Source organism: Citrobacter braakii, from assembly GCF_009648935.1.
GTDB lineage: Bacteria > Pseudomonadota > Gammaproteobacteria > Enterobacterales > Enterobacteriaceae > Citrobacter > Citrobacter braakii.
The window spans coordinates 2,478,076-2,495,516 of record NZ_CP045771.1; the positions used below are offsets into that span (position 1 = coordinate 2,478,076).

A 17,441-nucleotide genomic window follows, 5' to 3' on the forward strand; every position below is an offset into this window, starting at 1 on the left:
TTTGTCTCAATATTATTTTTTGTACATGTTGGTATTTATGAACGGGATCACAAACAGACTGTTGGGCCGGGGGCGTTTTTGGGCATTCTTGCTCTGTTTTATGTCGCTGTCGGCGAGCTGCCAGGTCCTGGGTAAAGAGCTGGTGATGGCGACCACCTTTTCCCCAGGGGCCACGGCCTGGATTATCCAGCGCTGGCAGACGGAGCCAGGGTCAGTGATGATTCGCACGTTAAACCGGACCAGCGGTTCGCTGGAACAGTTGCTGGATACTGCGAATGCAGAAAACGTCGATCTGATTTTGACCTCATCACCCATGCTGTTGCAGCATCTTCAGGAGCACCAGAAGCTGGCACCTTTCGATAATGCGCTGCCTGAAAGCCAGCGGCTGGTGCCAGACTCGATTCGCTCGACCTCCGTGGCTGTGGCGATATCAGGGTTTGGCCTGTTGATTAACCGTTCTGCGCTGGCGGCGCGGCATCTTCCGCCGCCTGCCGACTGGGGGGATTTAACGCAGCCTAAATATCAGAACGCGCTGTTGATGAGTAGCCCGTCGCGTTCCGATACCAACCACCTGATGGTTGAGTCGCTGCTGCAACAGAAAGGGTGGGAAGAGGGCTGGGCGACGCTGTTGGCCAGCGCCGGTAATCTGGTAACGATTTCATCACGCAGTTTTGGCGTGGCCGACAAAATTAAGAGCGGTCTGGGCGTGGCGGGGCCGGTTATTGATAACTATGCCAACCTGTTGCTTAACGATCCGCACCTTACTTTTACCTATTTCCCTCGCTCGGCGGTGTCACCCACCTATGTTGCCGTACTCAAGAATAGCCAGCACCCCAACGAAGCGCGTCGCTTTATCCGCTATCTGTTAAGCCCGGAAGGACAGCGGATCCTTGCGGATGCGAACACGGGGAAATATCCGGTCACGCAGCTCGCGCCTGATAACCCACGCGCCGCTCAGCAGGCTATTTTGATGAGCCAGCCCGCGCTTAATTATCGGCTGATCCTTAAGCGGCAACAGTTGGTGCAGCGGATGTTTGATACCGCCATCAGTTTCCGACTCGCGCAGCTGAAAGATGCCTGGCGGGCGCTATACAGTGCGGAAGCGCGCCTGAAACGCCCGCTACCCGAAATCAGAGCATTACTGACCAGCGTCCCGATAGACGCCAGAAGTAGTGAAGATGAGGCCTGGCTTGCGCAATTTGAGAATAAAAGCGTAGCCGAACAGCAGATGATGGAGTGGCAGCTCTGGTTTCTTAAAAATCAGCGTCAGGCGATATCCAAACTGGAAGAGTTAAAATGAAAGGTGGTTCGATACTGCAACGCCTGCGCCAGCTCAGCATCAGCAGCAGCCTGCGGGGAGCGTTTCTGACGGGCGCATTACTGACGTTGAGCGTAAGCTGCGTCAGTTTGTACTCCTGGCATGAGCAGAGCTCGCAGATACGTTATTCACTTGATGATTACTTCCCGCGCGTACATTCCGCTTTTTTGATAGAAGGAAATCTCAACCTGGTTGTGGATCAGCTTAATGAATTCCTGTTGGCCCCTAACACCACGGTGAGGCTGCAACTGCGCAATCAAATTATTTCTCATCTGGACAAAATTGAGGTGCTGAGCCGGGGATTACAATCGGCAGAACAGCAGCAGTTGGCGGTGATTTTGCAAGACAGTCGGGCGCTGATGGCGGAGCTGGACCGGGTGCTCTACAACATGTTCCTCGTGCGCGAAAAGGTGAGTGAACTCTCCGCGCGCATCGACTGGCTACATGATGATTTTACAACCGAGCTGAATTCGCTGGTGCAGGATTTTACCTGGCAGCAGGGGACGTTGCTGGATCAAATTGAGGCCAAAAACGGCGATGCAGCGCAGTATCTCAAACGTGCCAGAGAGGTACAAAACGAGCAGCAGCAGGTCTACACCCTGGCAAGAATTGAAAATCAGATCGTGGATGATTTACGCGACAGGCTCAATGAACTGAAGTCGGGTAGCGACGACGGGATGCTGGTGGAGAATCATATCCGCTATCTGGAGAACCTGAAGAAAACGGCGGATGAAAATATCCGTACCCTCGATGACTGGCCCAGTACTATCACCCTGCGGCAAACCATTGATGAGTTACTGGAAATCGGGATGATGAAAAATAAAATGCCCGATACCATGCGCGATTATGTCGCCGCGCAAAAAGCGCTCGTTGATGCTAACCATGCCAGAGAGGCAACGCTCGGGCGCTTTCGAACACTGCTTGAGGCGCAGTTGGGGAGTAGCCATCAGCAAATGCAGATGTTTAACCAGCGGCTGGAACAAATTGTTCGCGTCAGCGGTGGACTTATTCTGCTGGCGACGCTGCTGGCGCTACTTCTCGCCTGGGGGCTCAACCATTACTTTATTCGTTCGCGTCTGGTGAAGCGTTTTACCGCACTCAACCAGGCCGTGGTGCAAATTGGTCTTGGCAAAACGGATGCCACCATCCCGGTTTATGGGCGCGATGAGCTCGGGCGCATCGCAGGATTGCTGCGCCATACTCTGGGCCAGTTGAGTGCGCAAAAAAATCAGCTGGAGCAGGAAGTGACAGAGCGCAAGGAGATAGAGTCCGATCTCCGGGCAACGCAGGATGAACTGATCCAGACGGCAAAACTGGCAGTGGTTGGACAGACCATGACCACGCTGGCGCACGAGATTAACCAACCGCTGAATGCGCTGTCGATGTACCTGTTTACGGCGGGAAGGGCAATTGAACAAGGACAATCCGCTCAGGCCAGAAGTACGTTAACCAAAGCGGAGGGGCTGATTACCCGTATTGATGCCATTATCCGTTCGCTGCGTCAGTTTGCACGTCGGGCCGAGCCGGGCGCGCCTTTGCATCCGGTCGATCTGCGACAAACATTCAGCGCCGCCTGGGAACTGTTGGCCATGCGGCATAAGCCTCAGCAGGGTACGCTGACGCTTCCAGCCCAGAGTGTATGGGTGACAGGTGATGAAGTGCGTATTCAGCAGGTGCTGGTAAACGTACTGGCAAATGCGCTGGATGCCAGTCCGACTGGCGCGCAAATAGAGGTTCACTGGCAGGCTGAGGGCAGCCGATTGTGCGTCTTTGTCTGCGATAACGGCCTCGGCTGGCCTGAGGCGTTATTGCCATCACTGTTAAAGCCGTTTACCACCAGTAAGGATGTGGGGCTCGGTATTGGCTTATCGATTTGTGTATCGTTAATGGGGCAAATGAACGGCGAACTGCGCCTGGCGTCGACACCGGGGCGTAATGCCTGCGTCGTTATGCAATTTAATCTGACGGATGTAAACGATGTTGTGTGATGACTATTCTGTTCTGCTGATTGATGATGATGCCGATGTTCTCGACGCTTACACTCTGTTGCTTGAACAAGAGGGGTACCGTGTCTATGCATGCAATAACCCTTTTGATGCCCGAAACTGGCTGCAAGCCGACTGGCCGGGGATTGTTCTGAGCGATGTGTGTATGCCTGGCTGCAATGGAATAGACCTGATGACGTTGTTTCATCAGGATGATAATCAGCTCCCTATTCTGCTTATCACCGGGCATGGCGATGTCCCGATGGCGGTGGAGGCAGTAAAGAAAGGCGCATGGGACTTTCTGCAAAAACCGGTCGACCCCGGCAAACTGCTGTCGCTGGTAGAGGATGCGCTGCGTCAGAGACAATCCGTGATTGCCCGTCGCCATTATTGCCAGCAAAAGCTTCAGGTTGAACTGCTCGGCTACAGTGACTGGGTCAATCAGTATCGTCAACGTCTGCAACACCTGGCGGAAACGGATATTGCCGTCTGGTTTTATGGCGAGCCGGGAACGGGACGTATGACCGGAGCCCGGTATTTGCATCAGCTTGGGCGCAGCGCTGATGGGCCGTTTATCCGCGGTGAACTGACGCCCGGGAACGCGGGACTACTCAATGACCTTATTGCACAGGCGCAAGGAGGAACGCTGGTCCTGAGCCATATTGAATGCCTGACGCGTGAACAGCAGCACCATCTGGTGCATCTGCAAAGCCAGGAGCGGCGTCCGTTTCGTCTGATAGGCATTGGTGACACATCGTTAGTGGAACTGGCGGCAACCAACCAGATTGTGGCCGAACTCTACTACTGTTTTGCGATGACGCAAATCGGTTGTCAGCCGCTGTCACAGCGTCCGGATGATATTGAGCCGCTGTTTCGTCATTACCTGCAGAAAGCCTGTCTGCGCCTGAACCATCCCGTGCCCGAGGTTGAAGGGGAGTTACTGAAAGGCATGCGGCGTCGCGTGTGGTTAAGTAATGTCCGGGAACTGGCGAATGCCGCCGAGCTTTTTGCCGTTGGGCTACTCCCGCTGGCTGAAACCGCGAATCCGCAACTGCATCTGCCTGAACCAACACCGCTCGATCGGCGGGTTGAAGAGTACGAGCGACAGATCATTACTGAAGCGCTAAATATTCATCAGGGGCGCATTAACGAAGTGGCGGAGTATTTACAAATCCCGCGTAAAAAATTGTATTTACGCATGAGAAAATACGGGCTGAGCAAAGAACACTATAAGTTTTAGTCGACAGAATTGGGGGCGAAGGGACGCCGAGAGTATTTCGGTGGCGGCGTTGGCGTTCACCGAAATAGGCAACGGAAGTCCGGGTGATTATCTGGTTGTTTTTCTTACCACATCAAATCATCAGGGATGACAAAATCAGCATACGGATCGTCTTCGTCCTTCGCTTCCTGGCTCAGCTCGCAATTTAAAACAATATAACTTGCATCGCGCTGCGCAATCTTGTCGGCGACGACCGCCGGGATAATGGCGTATTCGCTATCGTTGCCGCTTTCAGCCGTCAGTCGGGCAATGGCCAGACGGCCCTTGATCAGCTGAGACTGAGTCACCTTATCAACATAGACTTTTTTGATCAGGTTATTATCAGTAAAGTTGTAACCAATATCGCCACGGGTAATGGTGATTTTATTCATTTCAATCAGTTGCTTGATCTGGGCTTTATATTCTTTAGACAGCGCGGCCTGTTTCTGCTGTTCGCTGAGCTGCTTGTCGCGCTCAATTTGCGCTTTTTTATTCTCTTCAACCGCTTCTCTGGCTTCGCGAGCCTGAACGCGCGATTTCTTCGCCGTTCTTTGCACTTTGGCCATTTTTTTGCTGCTGACCAGACCTGCCTTAAGCATCTGTTCTTGTAGGGTAAGTTTTGTCATCGTCGCTTCTAATCCAATAAAATCGTTGTCAGGATTATAACCTTAACGTTCGGCGGGATGCCAGAAAATGGCCGTGCCACGACGGTTATCTCCAGTAGGCGTCACCGTTCTGTGTCTTACTCCTTTTCCGAATCGTGTTGATAGTTAACCCGTTTTTTAATAAGAAATAATATGCTGAATGATTTAACTAACTTGAGAATAGATATCATAAATACAAATATTCCAGTGATTTATCCTGATTGTCATAATCAAATAGAGTTATTTTGGCAGGTATTTAATCTAAAAAACAATCAGTTGTCTCTTGATCAAATTTAAAGTGCAGCCTCATTGCGCCGATAACCATAATGAAAATATGGACAATGGAGGGAAGTGGCATGTGGTGGGTTTATCGAATGCCGATGAAAATGAAGTTAATAATCGCGCTACAACCACTATTATTGGCGTTATGTTGGTTTGCTGGTTCAGGAATATTGACGCGCATTGAGACAGAACGGCAGATGGAAAATATTGCTCAACTGACAGCGCTCGCGCGTAGTGCCGGAAATGTGGTGCATGAGCTGCAAAAAGAACGGGGAATGAGCGTCGGATTTCTGGGGGCAGAAGGGAAGACGTTCAAAGATGAGTTAACCGCGCAGCGGGCTTTAACCGATCGCGAGATCGAGGTCTTTGTGCGTTCACTGTCCGATACTGCATTGCCAGAAGGGGATGCCGCCAATTCTGTCACCACGTTTAAGAAAAACATTCTGTCGCTTGCCACCATCCGGGAAAACGTCACGCGATTGGGGCTTCCGGCCTCCGATGTCGTTAAGTTTTATACTAATGTCATTGCTGATGTGCTGAGTTTTGTGGGCAGGTTGGGACAGTTGACGGATTCAGGCGAGATGGCGAACGCATTCGCCGCCTACTACAACTTGCTGAATTTGAAAGAACAAGCAGGTATTGAACGCGCGCTGCTGTCAAATATCTTTTCCTCCGGTCATTTCGCCGAGGGGCAGTTACATCAACTCAGTGATGTCGTCAGTAAACAGAACGTCTGGCTGGCACAATCGTTGCGTCTGAGCCCTCCGGAACAGGCGGCCATGCTGGAAAGCCGCTTACAGTCCACAGAAGCGTCAAAAGCCCTCTCATTTCGCGAAACCGCGTTTAGTCATGCCGCGAACGGTGGATTTGATGTCGATCCTACTGTCTGGTTCAAGGTTCAAACCCAGCGTATTGAAGTGATGCGGCAGATAGAAGATGTGACGGCGAATCTTCTGTTAGCGAATGCGGAAAAACTCGCGCAGGATGCACGAAAAAACTGGCAAATATATATGATTGTCAGCTTGTTATCGCTCCTGGCATCATTGGCGTTCGCAGGGGCAATCGCTATCAATATGCATCGTCAATTTAGTGACACGCTCCGCAAGATTGCGGGTATGAACGGCGATCTGACTCAACGACTGGCGACCCCGGGGAAAGATGAGCTTTCCTCACTTAATCGCGCCTATAACACGATGCTGGAAAGTATTCAGCATATCGTCCAGGAGATTAAACAAGGCTCCGTGGTTTTATCTGATGCCAGCAGCAGTATTACGGCGGGTAATCAGGACCTTGCCCAACGCACGGATGAACAGGCAGCATCAATAGTACAAGCGGTGGCCAGTATGGAACAGCTCTCCACGACGATTACGCAAACGGCGGACAATGCCCGCGAAGCGGAGCATCTGACAATAAGGCTGGAAAAAGAGGTCCGCCAGGCCAGTAACGTCGCCAGTGCGGCAAATCAAAGCATGGGGGATATTCGCTCTTCCAGTGAGAAAATCTCGAATATTGTGACCTCGATAGACGATATTTCGTTTCAGACTAACTTGCTGGCGCTGAATGCGGCAGTGGAAGCTGCACGGGCAGGAGAGATGGGCAGGGGGTTTGCGGTTGTCGCCAGTGAAGTGCGGAATCTTTCGCAGCGTTGTGCCAAAGAAGCTAATCAGATCCGCGAGCTGGTCGCGCAGAATATGGTAAAAATTAGTGAGGGTGTTGAGCGGGTTACGGCGTCCGCTACCGCGCTAGAAGCCGCGGCGGACAATACCACCAGCATGAAGCAATATATTGCGGATATCGCTCGTGTAGCGACGGAACAATCGCAAGGGGTAACTCAGATTAACCTGGCACTGCGACCTATGGAGCAGGTCACGCAGCAAAACGCGGCGTTGGTTTCTCAGGCCGCGAGCGACAGCCAGCGCCTGGACAATCTGTCTGTCACCATGAAGGATCTGGTCAATCGTTTTGTTGTCTGACCTGACGCCGTTTAACCGACCCGGACAACATACCGGGTCGGTTCATCCCCTGGCGGGGAAATAGTATTAACGATAAATTGCTACAACGGGTTTTCCGTCATCGCCTATGGTTCCCCGGTACATACCTTCAGAGTTGAAGGACATGGTGTAATTACCGGCTTTATCAAGCACAATTACTCCACCGCTGCCATTCAGCGCCTTAACTTCATCCAGAGCATTCTGCGCTGCGTCTTTTAAAGGGGTATTGCGGTATTTCACCTGGGCTGCAATGTTATACGCGGTCAGCGTGCGGATAAACATTTCTCCTGAGCCGGTTGCGGATACCGCCACGGTTTCATTGTCGGCATAATTTCCTGCGCCAATGATAGGTGAATCCCCCACACGTCCGTAACGTTTGTTGGTCATTCCGCCTGTAGACGTTCCGGCAGCGAGATTACCGTCTTTATCCAGAGCAACAGCGCCGACAGTGCCATATTTATAGTCATACATCATTGGATCAGCGAACAGGGCAGCGCTCTTTCCATCGTGATCAAGGAGCACTTTTTCTTTTTTGATTGCATTCTGTAATTGCTGCCAGCGAAAATCTGTTTTGAAATAAGCAGGATCAACGGTTGCGAGTCCCTGTTCTTTTGCAAAGGTATCCGCGCCTGTCGAGACCATGAGGACGTGCGGGCTTTGAGTCATAACGGCATACGCCGCATTAATTGGGTTTTTAACCGTGGTTACACCGGCAACAGCACCGGCTTTTCGGGTTTTCCCATCCATAATGGACGCATCCAGTTCATTGCGGCCATCGTGGGTAAACACGGCACCTTTACCTGCATTGAAGAGAGGAGAATCTTCCATCACATTAATCGCTTTCTGAACGGCTTCCAGGCTGCTACCGCCTTTATTCAGAACCGCATAACCTGCATTCAGAGCTTCAGTGAGTTTTTCTGTATACTGCTTTTCCTGTTCTGGTGTGATGGTATCTTTTGTAATGGTACCGGCACCACCATGGATCACCAGCCTTATCGGCGATTGCGCGTCTCCCCATGCGGGAGCTGTCAGTAAGGTACAAAGGGTCAAAGTAGCGATACTGGTCTTGATTCTGATCATATGAATAAATTCCTTTTTTCTGAGTGATGAATCATTTCCGATAATGTTTCTCATTACCGGTATTAATCAGCCTGTTTATGGAGAACTTATTCCTGACAAACTGGCTAAAGATTAATCATGGCTATACTTCAATAATCATAATTTTAGTTAATTGATTTTAGTCAAAATATATTTTTAATGATTGATTTATCAAAAAATGAAGCGTTTCCGCAGAAGTTTCTATCATTCCACTGACCATACTCGCAGGCTTCCGGTTGCAGTCTGTCGCTGGTAAAGTGAGCAACCAATACCGAGATGTGGCCAGAAGGGAATTCCGAGTGACCGAACGTATTGATTATCAGACTGAAAAATACAGCTTTACTGAGGCGACTGAAAGTTCCCGTCTGGCTGGCCAGTGGGCTGATGTTATTGCTGAATGTCGGGAAATGAAGGCGGGTCCGGAAGAGCGTCTGCGTATTGCTTTATTGAATGTGGACTATGTGACCAGCTTTGAGCTGCCTTTCCGTTTGTTATTACTCCGTACCCCGCAACTGATTGCCAGCGTTCGTGAAGAGCTACAGCTTAGTCAGAAAAACGTAATCTTTAACGGCAAACGCTTTGGTTGTGTTTACAGCCTGAAAGCGAGTCTCGGCGGGATACCGGATGAATTTCAGTACCGCCTGTCGCATCGTATTCGACGCATTAATCGTGCAGGTTCAAGCGAAGCGCCATATCAGCAAATTGCTAAAACGGTAAAAGCACCGCGTGAGCGTCTGAAGCTGGCACTGGAATCAGGCCTTGATGTCACTGCTTTGGACGGGCTTTTCTGGTTTGGCAGCCAACGTATTGCTGCTGACGTACTGAGGCTGAGAAAATCAGGGATGCGGATAGCTACAGAGCAGACAATGGTGTCCGATAATCTTACTGCAACGGTGAGGAATGTACCGTTTTATCGCCTGGCTTAGGGATGAACTGACAGGTAAATGAAAGGATTTTAGCCGGATGCATTTAATTAAAAGTGTCCCCTGCAGGAATCGAACCTGCAACTAGCCCTTAGGAGGGGCTCGTTATATCCATTTAACTAAGGGGACGAAGCGGCACGAGTATAGCGTTTTTTACTCACAACGGTAAGCCTCAGGCCGCCCAACTGCTCAAACCGTCACCATTCAAGCCTGTTTTTTCTGGTTTTTCTGCTTTTGCTCATTCCGCCTGGCTTGCAACCTGGCTTCTTCTTTGCGTTTATTGCTCATATCATTGCGGATCTGCGCGTGGCTCATCAGCGCGAAGATAAACGTCCCGCCACAGATATTCCCGGCGAGCGTAGGGAGAGCAAAGGGCCAGAAGAAATCACTCCAGTGCAGCGTACCATTAAAGACCAAGTAGAGAATTTCCACCGAGCCGACGACGATGTGCGTGGTATCGCCCAGCGCAATCAGCCAGGTCATCAGAATAATGACCACAATTTTTGCTGCCCCGGCGGCGGGAAACATCCATACCATTGTGGCAATTAACCAGCCAGAAATGATGGCGTTGGAAAACATCTCCGTTGGCGTGTTTTTCATCACATCCATGCCGATTTTGACAAAAGCATCGCGGGTTTCTTCATCAAAAATCGGCATATGCTCAAACGCCCATGCGGCAACCCCGGTGCCAATAATATTACCCAGCAGAACCACGCTCCACAGGCGCATCAGCAGGCCAAAATTGCCGAGCGTAGGGTTTTGCATTACCGGCAGGACGGCGGTGACGGTATTTTCGGTAAACAGTTGCTGGCGGGCCATAATGACAATTATAAAGCCGAAGGTATAACCGAGGTTCTCCAGCAAAAATCCTCCAGGCACACCTTCCAGTTGCACATGAAAAATTCCTTTAGCCAGTAGCGAGGCGCCCATCGAGAGTCCCGCAGCGATGGCTGACCACAGTAGCGCCATCGCGTCGCGCTCCATTTCTTTCTCCCCATCCTGGCGGATATGTTCATGGATCGCCATGGCGCGGGAGGGGAGTCTATCCTCATCGACCTCAATCTTTTTACCCTCTAGCTTTTCGTCACTGTCGACCTGGAGTTCGTCGCTGTGCCGATCAATCTTTTCGTTCTCAATGTCATTCATAGCCGAATCCTGAATTAGCACGTATTGCTAAAGCGTAGCGGCTTTTGTCCGAAAATCAGCGGGAGAAAGTCTGAGATAGCAAAAATGGTAACGTTAGTTTTTATTGGGGTAGCTAGAATAGAGCCGCCGCGGAGTGCGCATTACCAGGCTATGATCAAATCAGTAACACAGGGTATATAGACATCATTTGACGTGCTGTTACAATCGCTCACATCTAAACAGGCGGATACGTCATCGTTCCGTCATGGATGGCAATCAGCGATAGCCATAATACACAGGGAGACACTTATGAAGCTTCGCCTGTCGGCGCTTGCGCTGGGAACCACACTTTTGGTGGGGTGTGCGAGCTCTGGTACTGAACAGCAGGGGCGTTCGGACCCATTTGAAGGGTTCAACCGCACCATGTACAACTTCAACTTTAATGTTTTAGATCCATACGTTGTTCGACCGGTGGCAGTTGCCTGGCGTGATTATGTCCCGCAGCCGGCGCGTAACGGTTTGAGCAATTTTACCGGCAACCTTGAAGAGCCGGCCGTTATGGTCAACTACTTCCTGCAAGGCGACCCCTATCAGGGGATGGTGCACTTCACCCGTTTCTTCCTGAACACCCTGTTAGGTATGGGCGGATTTATCGACGTGGCGGGTATGGCTAATCCGAAGTTACAGCGCGTTGAACCACACCGTTTTGGTAGTACGTTAGGCCACTATGACGTTGGTTACGGACCGTATATGCAGCTTCCATTCTACGGCAGCTTCACGCTGCGTGATGATGGCGGCGACATGGTGGATACGCTGTATCCGGTACTGTCCTGGCTGACCTGGCCGTTGTCGATAGGTAAATGGACGGTTGAAGGGATTGAAACCCGCGCGCAACTGCTTGATTCCGACGGTCTGCTGCGTCAGTCTTCCGACCCTTACATCATGGTGCGAGAAGCTTACTTCCAGCGTCATGACTTTATTGCGAACGGTGGGAAACTCAAACCAGAAGAAAACCCGAACGCGAAAGATATTCAGGACGATTTAAAAGAGATCGATTCCGAGTAAGGAAGGATGAAAATAAAAAGGTGAGCTAAAAAGCTCACCTTTTTTATATCTGAAGAAAATCAGAATGCGTAGTTGAAGTTGGTACCGAACAGCCAGGCTTTACCTTCAGAATCGAAAGTATACGGGCCTTCTTTGACGGTCACTTTCTGGCCGTGCATATAAGAAACGCCTACGTCAATGGACGCGTCATCATTGAAGGCGTAAGTGGTACCCGCACTCAGCCACAGACGGTCCTGGTCCGGAATGGAGATGGAACGCTTGCTCGCAGGAACCGGGCTATCGTCATAGGCGATACCGGTACGGAAGGTCCAGCTTTTATCCATGTAATAAGTCGTACCCAGCGCGATGCGGTAAGAATCTTTGAACCCTTCTTCTTTATAGAACAGCGTCTGCCCGTTGGTGCCGGTTGCTTTCAGTTCCTGGAACTGACTCCAACTGGTGTAAGCCATGCTGTAGTGAATAGCCCACTGTGGTGCAACGCGGTTGTAACCCGACAGTTCCCACATTTCCGGTAGGTTAAGCGTCAGAGAACCTGGGACAGTGGCGTTGGTGGTTCCCCAAGGGAACGCCGTGCCTGCGCCAGGTAACGCGTTGGCCTGGGTGCGGATGCCGCTCTTGTAATCGCCATCGAAGTCGATTTTGACTTCAGAACGATACGTTAAACCGTAGCGGTTATTTTTATCCAGCTCGTACAAAATACCAGCGTTCCAGCCGTAACCCCATTCGTCACCTTTCAGGCTGGCAATTTTCTGGCTGACTTTTGGCAATGCAGCAGTTTGTTCACCGGAATAACGCTCAATTTTTGCATCGGCATAGACGGCATTAAAACCAACGCCAAAGCTCCAGCTATCATTCAGACGGTAGGCACCGCTCAGGTTCAGGTTGACCGTTTTAAGATCGGTCTTCCCGCCGTATTCGCCGACGATGTAGTTATCGTTAAATTCGGTTGCCAGGCCATAGTTTGACGTGACAGAAGCCCCCCAACCAAACTGTTCGTTGATCGGCATCACGAAGTGAGCATTGGGAACCCACGCCGTAGGCGCGATGTTGTCCGCATCGGTGCTGCGACCGGTGTATGGCGATTTACCGGAAATATTCACGTCTGGATCGATATACACCGCACCCGCTGAAAAAGTAGGGCGGTCAAACATCATAATCAGCGCCGGGTTACGACTGGCGTTACCTGCATCATCTGCAATAGCGCCTTCACCCGAATATGCCCGGCCAAGGCCAGAGGAAGAAAATTCGTTTAACTGAAAGCCTGCAGACCAGGCCTGTGTGGAGATAATTGCCACTGCGACTGCGAGAGCAGACTTTGTAAACAGGGTTTTCTGGCTCATGACCATAACCTCATTGATTTATTTTTATACAAACAATGTTACATACCGTAACAGGAGCGCGAAGTGTAGGGTCTGAGGTACAACTTAGAAATCAGACCAGTGCCGAGAGTATAGGTCTGACCAGCTGAAATGTTGCAAGTATGTTTATAAATATTTTCAATTCTGATCTCGGAAACGCGATCCAGCTGGCAAAATTGCGGGTATGCACACTCACCTGTTTGGGTGATTTTTGTTTTAGATCATTTTTAAGTGTGATTTCGGTCACTTATCCCATTTCATACAATTAACGACTGGAGAGGCGAATAATGGGAGCGTAAAATATCCCCATCGTTTATCTGGCACCACAGGTGCGAATACAGAGGAAATCTACAATGAGTAAATGCAGTGCTGATGAAACCCCGGTTTGCTGCTGTATGGATGTTGGCACCATCATGGACAACTCCGATTGCACCGCGTCATACAGCCGTGTGTTCGCGAATCGTGCAGAGGCAGAAGAAACGCTGGCCGCTCTGACTGAGAAGGCGCGTGGCGTGGAATCTGAGCCTTGCCAAATCACCTCGACCTTTACTGAAGAGTCTGAAGGTGTGCGTCTGGATATCGACTTTGTTTTTGCCTGTGAAGCTGAAACGCTGATCTTCCAGCTGGGCCTGCGTTAATCCCTTCTTTAAAAGCCCTTGTTACCCGGTAGCAAGGGCTTTTTCGTCACTGTCAGTGATTATTCACTGTGTCATAGCTCCCACTTTCTTTTCTCCCTGCTTGGCTAAATGTAAAAAATTGGTTAAGACTGTGATCAGGTCAGACCACTTATTTTTATTTTTTACAGGGGAGTGTTATGAGTCAGGCTTTACCGCTGGTTACCCGCCAGGGCGATCGCATCGCCATCGTAAGCGGATTGCGTACGCCATTTGCCCGCCAGGCAACCGCGTTTCATGGCATTCCCGCCGTAGATTTGGGGAAAATGGTCGTTGGCGAGCTGCTGGCGCGCAGCGAAATTTCTGCTGATGTGATTGAGCAACTGGTCTTTGGCCAGGTGGTGCAAATGCCCGAAGCCCCAAATATTGCTCGTGAAATCGTGCTGGGAACCGGGATGAATGTGCACACCGATGCCTACAGCGTAAGCCGAGCCTGCGCCACCAGTTTCCAGGCGGTGGCGAATGTCGCGGAAAGCCTGATGGCGGGGACTATTCGCGCAGGAATTGCCGGCGGTGCGGACTCCTCGTCAGTTCTGCCTATTGGCGTTAGCAAAAAGTTGGCGCGGGTGCTGGTGGATGTCAATAAGGCCCGGACCACCGGTCAGCGTCTTAAACTTTTCTCCCGACTGCGCTTACGTGACCTGATGCCCGTACCGCCAGCCGTCGCCGAGTATTCCACCGGTTTACGCATGGGGGATACGGCCGAGCAAATGGCCAAAACTTATGGGATTACGCGAGAGCAACAGGATGCCCTGGCGCACCGTTCTCATCAGCGCGCCGCTCAGGCGTGGTCTGAAGGAAAACTGGCAGATGAGGTGATGACCACCTACGCGCCACCTTTCAAAGATCCTTTTTCAGAAGATAACAATATTCGCGGTAACTCTACGCTGGCCGATTACGCCAAACTGCGTCCGGCCTTTGACCGAAAGCACGGCACCGTTACCGCGGCGAACAGTACCCCGCTAACCGACGGCGCAGCCGCCGTGATTATGATGACGGAATCGCGTGCGAAAGAGTTGGGGCTGGTGCCGCTGGGATACCTGCGTAGTTTTGCCTTTACCGCCATCGATGTCTGGCAGGACATGCTGTTGGGGCCGGCGTGGTCAACGCCGCTTGCCCTGGAGAGAGCGGGTCTGACCATGGCTGATTTAACCCTGATCGATATGCATGAAGCATTTGCCGCACAAACGCTGGCGAATCTTCAACTGCTGGGTAGCGAACGTTTTGCCCGCGAAGTGCTGGGCAGGGCGCATGCCACGGGCGAGGTCGATGACAGTAAATTTAATGTGCTGGGCGGATCGATTGCCTATGGACACCCCTTCGCCGCCACCGGTGCTCGCATGATCACCCAAACCCTCCATGAGTTACGACGCCGTGGCGGTGGTTTTGGTTTAGTGACAGCCTGTGCTGCAGGTGGTCTGGGTGCGGCAATGGTTCTGGAGGCGGAATAATGGAAATGACATCGGCTTTTACACTAAACGTACGTCTGGATAACGTCGCTGTTGTCACCATTGATGTGCCCGGAGAGAAAATGAATACCCTGAAGGCGGAATTTGCCTCCCAGGTTCGGGTCATTCTGAAACAAATTCGCGATAACAAAGCATTACGCGGCGTGGTGTTCATTTCGGCGAAACCCGATAACTTCATTGCCGGGGCGGATATCAACATGATTGGTCGCTGTCGCAGCGCGCAGGAAGCTGAAACGCTGGCACGCCAGGGGCAGCAGATTATGGCGGAAATTAATGCCTTGCCGATCCCCGTTATCGCCGCAATTCATGGCGCCTGTCTCGGCGGTGGCCTGGAGATGGCGCTGGCGTGCCACAATCGTATTTGTACCGATGATGCTAAAACCGTACTGGGTTTACCGGAAGTGCAGCTTGGTCTGCTGCCTGGCTCTGGCGGTACCCAGCGGTTGCCCCGTCTGATTGGCGTCAGTACCGCGCTGGATATGATCCTCACCGGAAAACAACTACGCGCAAAACAGGCGCTGAAAGTGGGTTTAGTGGATGAAGTTGTACCGCATACCATTTTGCTGGAAGCGGCCGTAGAACTGGCCAAAAAGGACAGTCCCGCACACCGTACTCTGCCGGTGCGAGAGCGTGTGCTAGCGGGGCCGCTGGGGCGGGCGCTGTTGTTCCGCATGGCCAGTAAAAAGACGGCGCAAAAAACGCAGGGCAACTACCCTGCAACAGAACGTATCCTTGAGGTCATCGAAACCGGCCTGGCGCAAGGCAGCAGCAGCGGTTACGACGCCGAAGCCCGCGCGTTTGGCGAACTGGCGATGACATCTCAGTCTCAGGCGCTGCGGCACATCTTTTTTGCCAACACCGATGTGAAAAAGGATCCCGGAAGTGATGTGAAGCCCGGCCCGCTAAACAGTGTAGGCATTTTGGGCGGCGGTCTGATGGGGGGCGGTATTGCCTATGTGACGGCCTGTAAAGGCGGCTTGCCAGTGCGTATCAAAGATATAAATGCCAAGGGAATCAACCACGCGCTGAAGTACAGCTGGGATCAGCTTGAAACGAAGGTTCGCCGCCGTCATATCAAAGCCAGCGAGCGTGATAAACAGCTGGCGCTGATTTCGGGATCAACCGATTACCGTGGCTTCGCTCATCGCGACCTAGTTATTGAAGCCGTATTTGAAGATCTGGCGTTAAAACAACAGATGGTGGCAGAAGTTGAGCAAAATTGCGCATCTCATACCATTTTTGCCTCTAACACCTCATCTTTGCCGATTGGCGATATTGCGGCGAACGCTGCCAGGCCTCAACAAGTAATTGGTTTGCACTTCTTTAGCCCGGTGGAAAAAATGCCGCTGGTCGAGGTTATCCCGCATGCCACGACTTCTGAGCAGACAATTGCCACAACCGTTAAACTGGCGAAAAAGCAGAGCAAAACACCGATAGTGGTCAGAGATAAGGCCGGATTTTATGTTAACCGCATTTTAGCGCCATACATTAACGAAGCTATTCGTATGCTGACCGAAGGCGAGCGGGTTGAAGCCATTGACGCTGCGCTGGTTAAGTTTGGTTTTCCGGTCGGGCCAATCCAACTTTTGGATGAGGTCGGAATTGATACGGGCACTAAAATTATACCAGTGCTTGAAGCTGCATATGGAGAACGTTTTAGCGCGCCTGCAAATGTTGTTGCTTCAATTTTGAATGACGATCGCAAAGGTAGAAAAAATGGTCGGGGTTTCTATCTTTATGGAGCGAAAGGGCGTAAAAGCAAAAAACAGGTCGACCCTGCAATTTATACGCTTATTGGCGTCCAGGGGCAGGGCCGACTCACCGCCGCGCAGATCGCTGAGCGGTGTGTCATGTTAATGCTCAATGAAGCAGCACGCTGTTTCGATGAGAAGATTATCCGCAGCGCGCGTGATGGTGATATCGGCGCTGTATTTGGTATTGGTTTTCCGCCCTTCCTCGGCGGCCCGTTCCGGTATATGGATTCGCTCGGCGCGGGTGAAGTGGTTGCTGCTCTGCAACGACTGACCACGCAATACGGCTCGCGGTTTACGCCGTGTGAGCAGTTATTGCAGATGGCGGAACGCGGTGAAAGATTCTGGAGTAATGGGGAAACTGACCTGAATTCATGAGGTCAAAGGTAGGATGAATCCGCACTGAATGTATGGGTCGCGCTCAAAATGTAAACAGAGATTGACTATACTTACGCCGTTGAGGTAAAAAACAGCGTTTCATTCGGTGAATGGATAAGGCA

13 protein-coding genes and 1 tRNA gene are annotated in these 17,441 nt (G+C 51.4%); 9 read left to right on the forward strand and 5 right to left on the reverse strand.

Features of this window, described 5'->3' with window-relative positions; translation table 11 throughout:
• The first annotated feature begins 106 nt into the window (after nucleotides 1–106).
• The 3 genes from pgtC to pgtA are packed head-to-tail and all read left to right on the forward strand — an operon-like array spanning nucleotide 107 to nucleotide 4,543.
• A complete protein-coding gene (gene pgtC / locus GFC06_RS11455) occupies nucleotides 107–1,300 on the forward strand; it encodes a phosphoglycerate transport regulator PgtC (RefSeq protein ID WP_369707203.1) in 1,194 nt (397 codons plus the stop codon).
• An 11-nt stretch (nucleotides 1,301–1,311) separates the two neighbouring features.
• A complete protein-coding gene (gene pgtB / locus GFC06_RS11460) occupies nucleotides 1,312–3,306 on the forward strand; it encodes a two-component system sensor histidine kinase PgtB (protein WP_194831217.1) in 1,995 nt (664 codons plus the stop codon).
• A complete protein-coding gene (gene pgtA / locus GFC06_RS11465) occupies nucleotides 3,296–4,543 on the forward strand; it encodes a two-component system response regulator PgtA (protein WP_016153887.1) in 1,248 nt (415 codons plus the stop codon). The genes pgtB and pgtA overlap by 11 nt, the downstream gene beginning before the upstream one ends.
• A 104-nt stretch (nucleotides 4,544–4,647) precedes the next feature.
• Here the strand turns inward: pgtA and GFC06_RS11470 are convergent, their stop codons facing one another.
• The gene (locus tag GFC06_RS11470) at nucleotides 4,648–5,187 is read right to left on the reverse strand and encodes a DUF2058 domain-containing protein (protein ID WP_016153886.1); all 540 of its coding nucleotides are present in this window, start codon (nucleotides 5,185–5,187) and stop codon (nucleotides 4,648–4,650) included.
• 374 nt (nucleotides 5,188–5,561) lie between these two features.
• Here GFC06_RS11470 and GFC06_RS11475 point away from each other — a divergent pair, with 374 nt between their 5' ends.
• Nucleotides 5,562–7,460 carry a methyl-accepting chemotaxis protein gene (locus tag GFC06_RS11475; protein ID WP_153690173.1) on the forward strand — a complete coding sequence of 633 codons (1,899 nt, stop codon included), beginning with the start codon at nucleotides 5,562–5,564 and terminating at the stop codon, nucleotides 7,458–7,460.
• A gap of 66 nt (nucleotides 7,461–7,526) precedes the next feature.
• On the opposite strand, the gene GFC06_RS11480 is transcribed toward GFC06_RS11475, so the two are convergent.
• Entirely contained in the window at nucleotides 7,527–8,558 is a 1,032-nt protein-coding gene (locus GFC06_RS11480; protein WP_019077319.1) for an isoaspartyl peptidase/L-asparaginase family protein, read from the reverse strand.
• A 317-nt stretch (nucleotides 8,559–8,875) separates the two neighbouring features.
• Here GFC06_RS11480 and GFC06_RS11485 point away from each other — a divergent pair, with 317 nt between their 5' ends.
• On the forward strand, nucleotides 8,876–9,502 hold the full coding sequence (locus GFC06_RS11485) for an ECs1377 family protein (protein ID WP_053389554.1): 627 nt from the start codon (nucleotides 8,876–8,878) through the stop codon (nucleotides 9,500–9,502).
• Nucleotides 9,503–9,556: 54 nt separating this feature from the next.
• Here GFC06_RS11485 and GFC06_RS11490 read toward each other — a convergent pair.
• Both GFC06_RS11490 and GFC06_RS11495 read right to left on the reverse strand, forming a co-directional pair.
• Nucleotides 9,557–9,628, reverse strand: a tRNA-Arg gene (locus GFC06_RS11490).
• Nucleotides 9,629–9,703: 75 nt separating this feature from the next.
• A complete protein-coding gene (locus GFC06_RS11495; protein WP_103766587.1) occupies nucleotides 9,704–10,645 on the reverse strand; it encodes a formate/nitrite transporter family protein in 942 nt (313 codons plus the stop codon).
• A 288-nt stretch (nucleotides 10,646–10,933) separates the two neighbouring features.
• Here GFC06_RS11495 and mlaA point away from each other — a divergent pair, with 288 nt between their 5' ends.
• Entirely contained in the window at nucleotides 10,934–11,689 is a 756-nt protein-coding gene (gene mlaA / locus GFC06_RS11500; RefSeq protein WP_003028190.1) for a phospholipid-binding lipoprotein MlaA, read from the forward strand.
• Nucleotides 11,690–11,748: 59 nt separating this feature from the next.
• Here the strand turns inward: mlaA and fadL are convergent, their stop codons facing one another.
• Nucleotides 11,749–13,029: a long-chain fatty acid transporter FadL gene (gene fadL, locus GFC06_RS11505; protein WP_016157062.1), complete on the reverse strand. Its 1,281-nt coding sequence runs from the start codon at nucleotides 13,027–13,029 to the stop codon at nucleotides 11,749–11,751.
• Between the two features lie 371 nt (nucleotides 13,030–13,400).
• On the opposite strand from fadL, the gene GFC06_RS11510 reads away from it, so the two are divergent.
• The 3 genes from GFC06_RS11510 to fadJ all read left to right on the forward strand — a co-directional run bounded on the left by GFC06_RS11510 (nucleotide 13,401) and on the right by fadJ (nucleotide 17,319).
• Nucleotides 13,401–13,685, forward strand: coding sequence for a YfcZ/YiiS family protein (locus GFC06_RS11510; RefSeq protein ID WP_003834838.1), 285 nt, complete (start codon nucleotides 13,401–13,403; stop codon nucleotides 13,683–13,685).
• Nucleotides 13,686–13,861: 176 nt separating this feature from the next.
• A complete protein-coding gene (gene fadI, locus GFC06_RS11515; RefSeq protein WP_016153879.1) occupies nucleotides 13,862–15,172 on the forward strand; it encodes an acetyl-CoA C-acyltransferase FadI in 1,311 nt (436 codons plus the stop codon).
• Nucleotides 15,172–17,319, forward strand: coding sequence for a fatty acid oxidation complex subunit alpha FadJ (fadJ, locus tag GFC06_RS11520; protein ID WP_153690174.1), 2,148 nt, complete (start codon nucleotides 15,172–15,174; stop codon nucleotides 17,317–17,319). Before fadI ends, fadJ begins: the two co-directional genes overlap by 1 nt.
• The last annotated feature ends 122 nt before the right edge of the window (nucleotides 17,320–17,441 follow it).